10 protein-coding genes, 1 pseudogene and 1 other annotated feature are annotated in these 13,746 nt (G+C 38.2%); of the genes and pseudogenes, 1 reads left to right on the top strand and 10 read right to left on the bottom strand.

Annotated elements, in window-relative coordinates:
- Window positions 1-5: 5 nt before the first annotated feature.
- The 8 genes and pseudogenes from Q9Q86_RS03860 to Q9Q86_RS03825 all read right to left on the bottom strand — a co-directional run bounded on the left by Q9Q86_RS03860 (window position 6) and on the right by Q9Q86_RS03825 (window position 9,159).
- Window positions 6-1,225, bottom strand: a protein-coding gene (locus Q9Q86_RS03860) for an IS3 family transposase (protein ID WP_100833221.1) whose coding sequence is annotated in 2 segments (ribosomal slippage) — window positions 6-949 and window positions 949-1,225 — 1,221 coding nt in all. Because the reading frame shifts where the segments join, the coding sequence is not laid out codon by codon here.
- Window positions 834-950, bottom strand: a sequence feature (AL1L pseudoknot). Its footprint overlaps the gene before it by 117 nt.
- Before the next feature lie 49 nt (window positions 1,226-1,274).
- Window positions 1,275-2,330, bottom strand: a pseudogene (locus tag Q9Q86_RS03855) (carboxyltransferase domain-containing protein); the annotation flags it as partial.
- A 30-nt stretch (window positions 2,331-2,360) separates the two neighbouring features.
- Window positions 2,361-3,119, bottom strand: a complete 759-nt coding sequence (locus Q9Q86_RS03850; RefSeq protein ID WP_112987011.1) for a LamB/YcsF family protein — start codon at window positions 3,117-3,119, stop codon at window positions 2,361-2,363.
- 187 nt (window positions 3,120-3,306) lie between these two features.
- On the bottom strand, window positions 3,307-4,182 hold the full coding sequence (locus Q9Q86_RS03845) for a class I SAM-dependent methyltransferase (RefSeq protein WP_112987012.1): 876 nt from the start codon (window positions 4,180-4,182) through the stop codon (window positions 3,307-3,309).
- Window positions 4,183-4,277: 95 nt separating this feature from the next.
- A complete protein-coding gene (locus Q9Q86_RS03840; protein ID WP_112987013.1) occupies window positions 4,278-5,798 on the bottom strand; it encodes an NAD(P)/FAD-dependent oxidoreductase in 1,521 nt (506 codons plus the stop codon).
- A 266-nt stretch (window positions 5,799-6,064) separates the two neighbouring features.
- The gene (locus tag Q9Q86_RS03835; protein ID WP_112987014.1) at window positions 6,065-6,889 is read right to left on the bottom strand and encodes an SDR family oxidoreductase; all 825 of its coding nucleotides are present in this window, start codon (window positions 6,887-6,889) and stop codon (window positions 6,065-6,067) included.
- 36 nt (window positions 6,890-6,925) lie between these two features.
- A complete protein-coding gene (locus Q9Q86_RS03830; protein ID WP_017395081.1) occupies window positions 6,926-7,900 on the bottom strand; it encodes a metal-dependent hydrolase in 975 nt (324 codons plus the stop codon).
- A 299-nt stretch (window positions 7,901-8,199) separates the two neighbouring features.
- Window positions 8,200-9,159: a metal-dependent hydrolase gene (locus Q9Q86_RS03825; protein WP_004953589.1), complete on the bottom strand. Its 960-nt coding sequence runs from the start codon at window positions 9,157-9,159 to the stop codon at window positions 8,200-8,202.
- Window positions 9,160-9,647: 488 nt separating this feature from the next.
- Between Q9Q86_RS03825 and Q9Q86_RS03820 the strand changes: the two genes are divergently transcribed.
- Entirely contained in the window at window positions 9,648-10,265 is a 618-nt protein-coding gene (locus Q9Q86_RS03820; protein WP_004953586.1) for a TetR/AcrR family transcriptional regulator, read from the top strand.
- Window positions 10,266-10,302: 37 nt separating this feature from the next.
- Here Q9Q86_RS03820 and fdhD read toward each other — a convergent pair whose 3' ends face one another.
- Both fdhD and Q9Q86_RS03810 read right to left on the bottom strand, forming a co-directional pair.
- Window positions 10,303-11,112 carry a formate dehydrogenase accessory sulfurtransferase FdhD gene (fdhD, locus tag Q9Q86_RS03815; RefSeq protein ID WP_112987015.1) on the bottom strand — a complete coding sequence of 270 codons (810 nt, stop codon included), beginning with the start codon at window positions 11,110-11,112 and terminating at the stop codon, window positions 10,303-10,305.
- A gap of 24 nt (window positions 11,113-11,136) precedes the next feature.
- Window positions 11,137-13,545 (bottom strand): FdhF/YdeP family oxidoreductase, encoded by a 2,409-nt coding sequence (locus Q9Q86_RS03810; RefSeq protein ID WP_112987016.1) that lies wholly within the window; start codon window positions 13,543-13,545, stop codon window positions 11,137-11,139.
- Window positions 13,546-13,746: the final 201 nt, after the last annotated feature.

Here is a 13,746-nt window from a genome sequence, read left to right as displayed (position 1 = left end):
TTAAGTTAGGCCACCTGACCTAACGGGTTAATCTTATCATAGTACATTGCTTCAAACTCAAAAGGTGATACATAACCCAGTGCACTGTGTACACGCTCTTTATTGAACCAATCTACCCAGTTTAGTGTCGCAAGTTGTACATCCGCTAAACCTTGCCAATCCGCTTTTAAATATTCAATCACCTCTGTTTTGTATAAGCCATTCACCGTTTCAGCCAAAGCATTATCGTATGAATCACCGGTCGTACCGACTGATGCTCGTAAATTTGCTGCTTCTAAACGATTGGTATAACGAATGGAAAGATATTGCACGCCTCTGTCACTATGATGAATCACGTTCTTTGGCATGCCTCGATCATGCAATGCTTGCTCCAGTGCATCGAGCACCATATCTGTATTCATACGTGTTGATACTTTCCATCCAACAATTGCTCGCGAGAACACATCAATAATAAAGGCGGTATAGACCCAGCCTGAATGAGTTTGAATATACGTGAAGTCAGCGACCCACAGCTGGTCAGGATGATCTGCATTAAAATTGCGTTTTACTAAGTCATCTGCTCGTTTTTGATCATCTCGGCTACGGGTGGTTTGTTTATTCTTACCACGCCAAACACCTTGTATACCTAGCTTCTGCATCAATCGAGCAACTGTACAACGTGCGATAACATAACCTTCACGTTTCAATTGTTGCCAGACCTTACGCACACCATATCGACCTAAACTTTCTTTCCAAATACGTTTGATTTGCTCTGCATGATGTAAATCATGCAGAGCACGTTTCGCTCGATGTTCTGGGTTATCAACGAGATCTAAAGCCCGATAATAGGTCGAAGCTGCAATCGGTAAAATTCTACAAATCGCTTCAACACCATATCGATCTTTATTGTTCTGGATAAAATCCACCATTATTTGTGTGGGCGGTCGAGCTCCGCCTGGGCGAAAAAAGCGGCTGCTTTACGTAGAATTTCGTTAGCACGTTGCAGTTCTTTATTTTCACGTTCGAGTTGTTTAATACGTTCTTGATCTGAAAGTTGCTGTACTTTAATTGGGTTTTGTTTATCTAAATATTTTTGATACCAAACACGTAGAGTTTCAGGAGTACAACCTATCTTGGGAGCAATAGCGGTGATTGCAGCCCAAGTAGAAGGATAATCTTTTTCAGATTCAATCAATAATTGAACCGCTCTATCTCTGATTTCAGGGGTGTATTTTACTTTTTTCATCGGGACATTCTCTCAAGAAAAGTGGTCTCCGACAAACCCGGTACGGTTCATAGATTCCACCCTGAACTGCAAGATAGTTACGTAACCCTTCTTTAGGCTGTGTTAGATAGATCTTATCACCTTCATCTAAAGCGATTGGTTGGCATAAGCTGGCTTGTCTTTTACCTGTCTCTTTATAAGTGATCCAAAGCTCACTCAATGCACCCGTTACTGCGATTACAGTTGGCTGAATGACTTTAAGTTTTAGCCCACCATTTAAAATTTCTAACACTGCTGCATGTTTAGGATTACCAACGATTAGGTTCGCTTCAACAAAACTACTTTGATCTAACGCGCCTGCTCTTCCAACTCCAAGAGATGCTACATGATGCCGACCTTGATCTTGGACTAAGACTTGTAATCCAGTATTTAATACTTCAAATAGAGCGGGTTTATGGGTTGCTAAATTTGAATGAACTAGGGTTGTTGAAACAGAGGTTTGTGTTGGGTTTCGACTAATATCTTTAAAAATCACTTGATCAGAAGGCAGTAACAAAGCTGGATTTTCTCGGTGAATATCCCACATGATTTCATCCGTTCTCCCAATCAGTTGCCACCCACCAGGACTCTCCTTAGGATAAATTCCGCTATATTCTCCTGCTAAACCGACAGATCCTGCTGTTACTTTTTTACGGGGTGAGGATCGGCGTGGGACACTACCAAAAGGCTGATCATGGCTCATCAAATAAGCAAATCCCGGTGCAAAACCAATGAATGCAACTTGCCAGCAGGTTTCGGTATGTTTTCGAATCAATTGTTGAGTTGTTAGCCCTAAATGATCGGCTATTTCTGCTAAATCACAACCATCATAATGAACACCAATAACAATTTCTTTAGTTGAATTAAATCGTTTTAATTCAATTTTTTGGGAATGAATCCATTTGATCAAGCTAAGTTGATCAATCCAAATTGGATCGAAATACACCAAGACTGTTCGAGCAGCAGGAATTAATTCTTGAATATAAGGATGATTCGCTTGATTGAGTGATTGATATACTGCAATTGTTGTCTCTAAAGCATCTAATTCAATTAAAAATGCATTTTCATTGACCGATAAAAATCTCATTCCAGCACTCAACGATATGATCTATAAGTCTTAAGATACAAAGCTATGTATAGCAATTTGGTGATCAGCTAAGGTTTGGCGAATCACTTTTGCCATCTGTAATGCTCCTAACGAATCTCCATGCAAACAGATTGTATCGGCTTTAAGCGGGGTAAATTCGCCTTCTATAGACATGACACCCTTTTTTTTGATCATATCTAATACACGCTCAGCAATCATTTCTACATCATGCAAAACTGCACCCTCTTGACGACGCGAAACCAAGGTCCCATCACGATGGTAAGCACGATCAGCAAATGCTTCTGATACGACTCTTAAACCTTGTTTTCTTGCAAATTCGATTAACGGTGAACCAGCTAAAGCAACTAATACCAAAGACGAGTCGTAAGCCAAGATCGCATCTATAACTGCTTTTGCTTGATCTAAATTGGTAGCGATAGTGTTGTACAAAGCGCCATGAGGTTTTACATACCGAACGCTAGTGCCTGCGACTTGTGCTAGACCTTGTAAAGCTGAAATTTGATACAAGACATCTGCATATAACTCATCATATGCCACATCCATATTACGACGGCCAAAACCCACCAAGTCTGGATAGGAGACATGCGCTCCAATACTCACTTTTAATTGAGCAGCTTGCTTCAATGTTTGTAGAATACTTTTGGGATCGCCTGCATGAAAACCACAAGCAATATTGGCACTACTAACAATCGGAAGTATTTGTTCATCATTACCCATAGACCATGAGCCATAGCTCTCGCCTAAATCACTGTTTAGATCAATGTACATACGCTTCCCAATTGCTACTCTTTCTTTTATTGATTTATTTTAGCAATATACTCCAACGCTTTGCTTTACCAATATTTATTTTTATTAATTTCCGAATGGGATTTTATACAGAATCTATTTTAATTAAGCATCTTTTTATTTAGACACTTAGCCCCCAAACTCTTAGGAGCTAAGTCACCATAAATGCCTATTTAGCTAAAATCAAATGCAACATATGCGTTGCTATAGTATGTCGAATATGATCAGGACGCTGATAAAAATAGCGCTCACTTAGACCATCACCTGATAAATCCTCTAGAACCTGATAGCCGATTTCATTCACAGCTTGATGCAAATCTTTCGTTCGAAACTGACCTTTTAATGGTTCTTTCAAGAAACGAGTAAATTGTGAAACAAATAAACTTCCGAAACGTTCAACACCATTCAACTCACGATAGTCAATTGAATAATCTAAAACCACTTCACTTCCCTCGCTAGCGATTTGAGCAATACTCGATAAAGTATGTAATGTGGTTTGTGGTTCAAGATAGTGTGTTGTACCCAACCAAGAAAAAAATGCTTTTTCATCTTGTTGAAATGAACTTCTTGCCAAAGCATCTGCAATCGATTCTTTTTCAAAATCAATTGATACAAACTCAACATTAGCTGGAATGTCACCAAATTCTTTGAGTTTCAACTGTTTTGCCGCTTGGGTATCAGGATGATCAACTTCAAAAATTTTTAAATTAGGATAGCGCTGTGCTTGTCTCAACGTGAACGAATCTAAACCTGCACCCACCAAGACATATTGCTGAGTTCCTTGCTGAATCGCTTGCTGCAATAAGTCTTCTGCATATCGAGAACGACCAACAACTTGCCCTGTCAATAAACCTAAAGTTCGGTTAAATACAGTTGAGTTCATCACTTTAACGGTGAGCGATGTTTTCAATAATTTTTGCCAACCTTTGCTAGTTAGGTTAAATGCAAATGGATCGGAAAAAACTGGATTTTGAGCATTTTGGAAATGATTTGCACGTAATGCGGCAGCCGCTTCAGCCGTTCGGCTTGATTGTCCATCTTTCATATTTATTTCCTAATTTATTTCTATCTTGCAAAAAATAAGCAGCAAACTCCATCCGAAGATAAAATTTACTGCCCTAATATCACTCGACTAAAAAATTAGTTGGTCTTTTCAGTTTGATACGTCACTTGGTAATCGTTTAAATCCATCTGTTTTAAACGTTGTTTTAACTTTTTCAATGACCAAGGCCAAGCAGCAAAGTTTCGACCATTTGCATCTAAATAGTAGCTCTTACATCCACCAGCATTGAAAACAGTTGTTTTAAGATGTTTTTGTACTAACTCATTGTGCTTTTTAATCACTTCAGGTTTGATGTTTAACTTGGCAATACCTTGATCTCTAATTTTCAATAAACCATCAACGATATAATCAAGTTGAGCTTCTGCTAGACCAATAAAAGAGTCATATACCAGAACGTTCGGACCCAAAACCAAGAAAGCATTTGGTACGTTTTCAATGCTTGTACCTAAATACGCTTCTGGAGAACTGCTTTTCCAAAGGTCATTTAAAATCTCACCTTTTTCATTCGCAACACGCTTGCCAATCGGTGGATGAGAGACTTCAAAACCTGTACCCCAAATGATCACATCAACTTCATGACGCTCACCATTTGCAGCAACAACTGTATTACCTTCAACCTTGACTAAACCATGAGGGATGAGTTTAGTATTTGGTTGCTGTAAAGCTGGATAATAGTTGTTTGCGAACAATAAACGCTTACAACCAATAGTAAAGTTTGGCGTTACATTTTTACGTAACTCTGCGTCTTCAATTTGGAAACGTAGAATCAGTTTAGCCAACTCACCTACTGGTTTTAACACAGCAGGATTACGTAAACCAAAGTTAATTGCATTCAATGATTGAGCAACCGCTTGGCGCCAAGTTTTTTGAATTAATGGATATTTCTCGATTAATTTTTTACTTACATCGCCTAAATCCGTATCAGGTTTTGGAACAACCCAGGGCGCGGTACGCTGGAATACATATAATTCTTTAGCTTTTGGTTGAATTTGTGGCACAAACTGAATTGCTGATGCGCCCGTTCCAATGACCGCAATACGTTTACCAGTCAAATCATAATCATGATTCCATCTTGCTGAATGGAACATTTCGCCAGTAAAGGTCTCTAGACCATCTAATTTTGGAATTTGAGCTTCGGTAATTGGGCCTGTTGCGAAAATAGCTGCACGTGACAAGAACTGCCCTTTATTAGTATCCATCACCCATAAATTACGCTCATTATCCCATTTTGCACTGAGTAACTCTGTACCAAATTCAATTTTTGAACTCACGCCAAAATTCTCACTTACTTCTTCTAAGTAGTTCAAAATTTCAGGTTGACGAGCGAATAAGTGACTCCACTTTGCACTTGGTGCAAATGAGTATGAATACAAAGCTGACGGTACGTCACAACCACAGCCTGGATAAGTGTTTTCGCGCCAAGTACCACCAACGCGTGTTGCCTTTTCTATGATCTTGTAGTTGCTATAACCAACTTGATCAAGACGGATTGCTGTTGCAATACCTGAAATCCCTGCGCCTACGATAAACGTATCGTAAATATGCTGAGGGAGGGCTTTTTTGTCAGCAGAATTTAATTTTTTTGCTTGAGCTGTCATTCAAAATATCCTTTCATCTAAAAACAGATGTCAATAACGGTGTCTTACCGAATTCTCATCTAAATTTCATCATTAGCCTTCGGCTCGACCTACTTTTCTTTTGGGAAAAGTAGGCAAAACCATTTTCATCCGCAAAACCTGTTCACCACTTTCATTTATTTAATACTTTCTTGAATATAAAACCTTATTATTTTTTTGATACTATGCAGGTTGCGGATGATCATTACGCGTATCAAAACTCGATAGAAATTTTACATTTGCTTAGGCTATTTCATTAATCGGTATGATGTACCCAAGAATTTTGCATATAAATTCGGAGCAGTACGCTTCATTAACCAGAATAGTTTTGCGTCAATCTGAGGGATGGTATAAAGCTGATCTTTATCCAAACGGTCTAATGTCAGTTTGGCAACTTTGTCACTGGTCGTGAAGGCCAAGTTTGTCAGTGCATAGTCCAAGATACCCTTGTGCGGTACTTTTCCGTTTTTGATGATATTGGTCGGCACCAATGTTGGACATAACACATTAACTTTGATGTTATGTTTTCTCAATTCAGCTGAAAGCGTTTCAGACAAAGCACGTACCCCAGCTTTAGTCACGTTATACGCTGTCATTTCAGGTGCCGCAGTATAAGACGCTGCTGAAGCAACATTGATAATTGCACCGCGACCAAGTTGTTTAAACTTTGGTACGAAATAGTGACAACCATGAATCACGCCCCATAAGTTAATATCTGAAACCCATTTCCAATCTTCCAGAGAGGTTTCATCAAACTTACCACCCAACCCAACACCTGCATTGTTGATCACAAGTGTTGTTGGATGTTGCATAAGTTGTTCTGCTTGGTCAGCAAGCTTTTCAACTTGTTTAGCATTTCCAACATCGCACTTTACTGCAAAAGCTTTTGAACCCAATTGCTCGATTATGGCAACCGTTTCTTTTGCTGCTTCCAAGTTAATATCGGAGCAAACCACAGTCCCGCCACGCTTTGCCAGTTCAAGTGCAAAACTACGACCAATCCCACTTCCCGCACCAGTTACCACTGCATATGCGTTTTGGCTTGGTTTGGCTTTCTTTCCAAATAATTTCATATTTGTATTCCAAAATATTGTTTCAGCTTGACCAAGTTATGCAGATGCTGCACGAACAGGTGGCACAAATTCTTTTAAGAAATAAGGTGATAACAAACCTGTTTCTGGATTTAATAAACGCTCTTTGTAATATTCCATGTATTTTGTAGTGTCATGGTCGTTTGGATGGAAGCTTGGACGTAAATATTCCAAGATATGCATAAAGCTACTACCAAATACCCCTCGTTCACTACCAAATAATAATGCGGTACTTTCTAATACATCTTTCATATAACGTGGATTGATCAAATTACTTGGCTTACGAATAAATGGCATCAAGTAACCACCTAAAGAAACACCACCTAAAATGGTTAAACTTGCAAGTAAGAATCCCGTGATACGAACCCAGTAATCTCCTGATAACTCTAGAAACACATCATAAGCAATATCTTTATGCTCTGATTCTTCGAGCATGTGCCACATCCACATCGCACGTTGTCTTTCATCTTGTGAACCAAGTAAATATTCTTCATGCTGCATCATAAATTCAGCGAGTACAGCGGTGTAATGCTCAATACCTGCCATTAAAGATAGCTGCATAGAATGCGGTAGTTTATAAATTCCGTACTCAAACACTTTATCTGCAATCGCACGGAGCAATTCGACTGGATAACCATTCTCTTTGAGAACTTCATCATTGAATTGATTATGAATTTTTGAGTGAATTGCTTCTTGACCAATTAATGAAGTCAATCTTTGTTTCAAAATCGGATCATTAATAAATTCACGATGGTGACGAGCTGTCTCAATGACCACATCCTCACCAAAGGTTAAGAAAATCGATAAAGCATGAAAATAAGAAGTCGCCAACTCTTTATTTAAGAAGAACTTCTGATCCAACTCAGCTGGATTAAATTTGAAATCAAAATGACGAATAGGAATTGGAGCCTTGTTCGCTAAATTTTGGACAATGCCTTGATATTTAGTACTAAGTTTGTCTGAAAATACATTTCTAATAACTTGAGCGACCATCGCTTGTCCCCCACAGAGAGAGTAATATAAAAATTAATAGCGGCACATCCAATGAAATGATCAAATTGTCTTTAAGATTATTTCTGCAATTTGAAACATCTCAGCTCTTAAAAAATTTCTAAGAATGTTTGTGCCAAACATTATCTCGATAAAATCTAATACTGGTCTTTATCAAGATATTCGATGCATAGTGCACTAGCAAAATATGACCAACAAGAACCAAATTGCTCATAACGAATTGATCATTTTTGCCACTCGAAAACGATAATTCACTAGCGCACTGCATCGCTATAAATCAATCAAGCTGCCTGAACTTTAGGTGTAAACTCCTTCACAAAGAAAGGATGTAAAGCACCGCCTTCTGATAACAATTTTTTCTCGTAGTATTTAAAATATTCTGACGCATCATGATCGTTAGGATGGAAATCTCTGCGCAAATAATCAAAGATTCGAGCCTGAGTACTACCGAACACACCATCTTTAGGACTAAAGATTAATTTCACACCACGTCGAGCATCTTTCCAAAACTTCGCCGTTAACATTTCTTGCGGTTTACGCAAGACTGGAACTAATGTTGCTGAGAATGGAATCAGCCCAAGAATCGTGAAATATGCAAGGAAGAATCCTGTAACACGTAACGCATAATTACCATTCAATGTTTGATAAACATCATAAGCAACATCCTTATGTTCAGACTCTTCAAGCATGTGCCACATCCACAAAGCACGTGTCTTTGCATCATCAGAAAAATAGAAGTTCTGCTCATGCGCCATCATGTATTCTGCTAACACGGCCGTGAAATGTTCGATTCCAGCCATTAGAGAAAGTTTTAATGGTTGTGGGAATTTCAAGAAAATATGATCAAAAAACTTTTCACCAAGAAAACGATACAAGCGCACTGGATAATCAAGTTCAACAATTGCGTCGTTAAATTCATTATGTAATTTAGAATGAATCGCTTCTTGACCAATCAAAGAGGTTACACGTTGTTTTAAAATAGGATCTTTGAGCAAATCACGATGGTGACGTGCTGTTTCAATCACTAAGTCTTCACCATAAGTCAAGAAAACAGAAAGTGTTGCAAAGAATATCGTTGCAAACTGGTTATTCATATAGAATGATAAATCAATCTGTTTACCTTCAAATCCGATTGCCAAGTGTCGAATGGGTATGCTTTTTTTACTCGCAAAATCGATTTGCTCAGTTATTGGGTTGGATTTAAATAAACTCAAACCTTTGTTCAACGTGCTGCTAATCATGGCTACACCTACCTACTTCACTTGAGCGTCATTTGCCCTTTAATATTCTTTGGATTAGGTTCATCTCTTTTCGCCACACTCATTCTTTTTTAAGTTACGAAAAAAGATTCGGGAGATTTTATTGAACCTAGTTCCCTACTAGAACCAATGTAAACCGATCTTATGTTCGGATTCAATTCGGGTAAAAATGAAGATTTTTTATCCTATATTTTTCTAATATTGATACGACTCAACAAGTAATCTCAATCATAAAAATCCACAGCAATTAAAATTAAAAACAATAATTATCATTAATTTAAATAAAACATAATTAAGAAAAAATAATGAAATAATTTTATTTATCTTATCTAAACTGGTGTTTATTACAAATTCAAAAGAATAATTTAAAAATTAGTAATTATTTTTGTTCGGATTAATTTAATAGAACTTTCATGAGATATCAGGGCATGCTAATCTGACAATATGTTCGGATTTTATTTTTCACTGAAATGGCTACTCGTAAACCTCGTCAAAATCGCTCAAAAGTTACTGTTGATACTATCATCGAAGCAGGTTTTATCGCTGTTGCTGCCAATGGAACCAGTGGAACAACGACCCGCCATATTGCTGATATTGCTGGAGTGAGTGTAGGTTCACTTTATGAATACTTTAAGAATAAAGAAGAAATTTATGATGCGATGGCCAAATCTTTTGTAAAAGAAGTATTAGATATGGTGAAAGAACTTACTCCTATCATCGTGGAAATGGAGCTTGAACCATTGTTTCAGATGATCTTTTATACGTTCCGAGATTTGCTCACACGCGATAATGATCGTTATCTTATATGTCTACGCTATGCCACAGAACTTAAATATGAACGCTATATTGGACAAATTGAAATGGCGTTGATGGAAGTGCTCATGAAATATATGATGCGCCATCCTCGATATCTAAAAGTTAATAATTTGAGCGTTACAGCTTATATCAGTATCAACAGCAGTATCTTTAACGTCGCTCGTCATCTCATCTTACCTAACCCTCAAATTAGCTTTGATGAAATGGTTAAAGGTTTAAGTACAATGATTATTAGCTATATCGAAACAGAGTTAGCAAAAGCTGAGGCATAAATTATTGATTGCCTTTAAAAATTCTAGAAATTGATAATTATTGGCTATATAGAACAAACTTATCCCCACGACAAAAACTGGCTAGAGTTAAATTTAATTTTTTTGCCATCTCAATCGCCATACTGGTTGGAGCAGAAATCGTTGCCAGCAAAGCTATGTTGTATTGGGCGCATTTGCGAATCAGTTCATAACTGGCACGACTGGTCATCACAACAAATCCATCTCCAACATCTAACTTTTGCTCAGCCAAATAGCCAAGCAATTTATCCAATGCATTATGCCGACCGACATCTTCAAATAAAGCAATAATTTGTCCATTAACAACCCAAGCTGCTGCATGAGCACCACCTGTAAGTTCACTAATTGTTTGTCTCACCTTGAGTTGTGCCATCGCACTTGGAATTTGATTTAACCAAGAAAGCTTTAAATGTGTAGAGATGCTCGGAAGATCTAAATAGAGTTGCTTCAAGCTTTCAATTCCACATAACCCGCAACCTGTGCGACCCACCATCATACGTCGATGTTGTTTTAAAGCTATAAAAGCACGTGACGAAATCGTCATCTCTATTTGGATTCCAAGTTCATTTTGATTCATTTCAATTGCATATAGCTCATTCAAACTATTTATAATACCTTCAGAAAGGCTAAATCCTTTTGCGAAAACTTCGAGATCAGCGGGTGTCGCCATCATCACTGCATGAGAAATACCGTTATAAATCAATGCAACAGGATATTCTTGAACAATATAATCCAGTTCATTTTCAGACGTATTCTGATGAAAACGATGTACCTCTACAGTTTCATAGCCTAATGTATCTACCACCACAGTATTTAGTCTCCCATTCATCTCAACAAGCATCAAATTTATTCACTAGAGATTGCTCACACGTTGATTTGCCAACTCAGATTCAACTTCAACAGCTAAGTTAAAATGCTCAGGTGCTTTCCCTGCATGTAGTATCACGGGCACACTTTTTGATGCAGGAATTTTTGCCTGTTTGTCATGGCTACCGAGTGCGACCAATGGATTAGTCTCTGGATAATATGCAGCCAAACTGCCCACAGGTATGTTATATGGCACGATACGAAAACTATGCACAATTCGTTTAACACCATCAGAGAATACACTTTCAATATCGACCCATTGATCTGCCTCAAAGCCTGCCGAATCGATATCCAACTGATTCATAAACAGCACTCGTCGTTGACCAAAAACACCTCTATATCGATCATCTAGTCCATATAAGGTCGTGTTGTATTGATCATGCGATCGAGTGGTCATTAAGGTATAAACCTTTTGTTGAGTATACGCGGCAGCATATTGATGTTCGGTATCCTCATAAACCTCCGCTAAAGGAGTAATTAAAAATTGTGCTTTGCCACTTGGTGTATTCCAAACATGTTGATTAGCTGGGTGTTCTAAATGGAAACCTCCTGCTTGATAAACGCGTTGATTGAAATCATGGAATTCATCAAATACATCTGCAATCGAATCACGAATGCGATCATAACTTTCAATGTACCATCGCCATTTGACTTGACTCGTTGGTAATACTTCCTCAGCCATGCGAGCAACAATATCAGGTTCCGATAAGATATTTTCTGAGATTGGAGGATTGCGTCCTGCTGATAAATGCACATTACTCATGGAATCTTCGACAGAAATTGCTTGAGGTCCATGAAGCTGTTGATCAACTTCTGTCCGCCCTAAACATGGGAGTATTAAAGCATCTGCACCACACACCAAATGACTGCGATTCAATTTAGTTGCGATATGAACAGTCAAATTACATTTGCGTAAAGCTTCTTGTGTATACGGCGTATCAGGTGTTGCAACTGCAAAATTCCCACCTAAACCAATAAAGACCTTTACTTGACCCTCATACATTGCTTTGATGGTATCAACCACACCATATCCATGTTTTCGTGGTGATTGAATGCCAAAAACTCGATCGAGACTATCAAGTAACTGGTCACTTGGGTTTTCGTTGATACCCATTGTCCGATCGCCTTGTACATTACTATGACCACGAACTGGGCATAGACCTGAACCAGATCGTCCAATATGCCCTCGAGCCAACATCAGATTGGCTAACATATGAATATTGGCTGTACCGTGACGATGTTGAGTAATTCCCATCCCCCAACAAAAAATCGCGGTTTTAGCATCTAAAAACATTTGTGCAATTGATTCCAAATGTTCAGGTGAAAGCCCTGTATACTTATGAATTTGCTCCCATTCTGTTCGATCAACCTCAGCGATCATCTGCTCAAAACCAACCGTATTTTTTTCGATAAAGCTTCGATCGAATACGCTAGATTTGCCTCGCGCTAATGCTTTTTTATCCCATTCAGATAAATGCTTAAGCACCCCTAAAAGTAACGCGTAGTCCCCACCAATTTTAGGTTGAAAATAATAACGACTAATTGGTGTACTGCTGTTAGTCATCATCTCTAAAGGCGCTTGTGGGTCTTGGAAACGCTCCAAACCACGCTCTTTAATTGGATTGATTGCAACGATATTACCTCCCCGTTTAGAAACTTCTCTTAAAGTTGCTAACATTCGAGGATGGTTAGTTCCTGGATTATGACCAAAACTAAAGATAGCATCAGCCTGATCAAAATCATCCAGAATTACAGTGCCTTTCCCTAAACCGATCGACTGCTTTAATCCCACACTGGTAGTCTCATGGCACATATTCGAACAATCAGGGAAATTGTTGGTTCCAAAGCTTCTTACGAATAATTGATATAAAAAAGCTGCTTCATTGCTAGTACGTCCAGATGTATAGAAAGCCGCTTGATTGGGGTCATCCAGTGCTTGGAGATGTTTTGCAATCAGCTTAAAAGCTTCGTCCCAACTGATCGGAATATATTTATCTGACACGATGTCATATCGCATAGGATCAGTGAGGCGACCTAAATCCTCTAAATAAAAATCACTCTGCTCAGATAACCAACTCACAGTATGTTTTGCAAAAAATTCTGGTGTCACTGTTTTACTAGTTGCCTCAAAAGCAACAGCCTTTGCACCATTTTCACAAAAGTTAAAGGCATGAGTATCTTTTTTTTCAGGCCATGCACAACCTGGACAATCAAAGCCTGTCGGCTGATTAATGTTTAATAGTGTGATTGAACCTTTTTTTAGAACATCTTGACGTTTTAGGTTACGTGCAACGCTAAGCAATGCACCCCAACCTCCAGCGGGTTGAGTATATGGCTCTATACGCGCATAACCTTGATTTTCTTGCTTGTGGATGTTTTGTTCTGAATTATCCATTTTGCCCTCATTTGAGCTTTTTTTTGTATATTGGAGATAGAATTATCACGAATTGAGATTCTTTTCTATTTATGATTTGTCGGATTCAGTTTGTTTTATTCTAATTTATGCATAGAAAAGCCTACTTTCTGTAGGCTTTTGTTTTTTAAAGTAGATTCAAAAATTCTTATTATTCTTGAATCCTCTAGAGACTATCAGCTA

The organism is Acinetobacter sp. A22, from assembly GCF_030913345.1.
GTDB classification, from domain to species: Bacteria; Pseudomonadota; Gammaproteobacteria; order Pseudomonadales; family Moraxellaceae; genus Acinetobacter; species Acinetobacter junii.
Note: the sequence above shows the minus strand (reverse complement) of the source record. Positions and strands in the feature narration are given on the sequence as shown.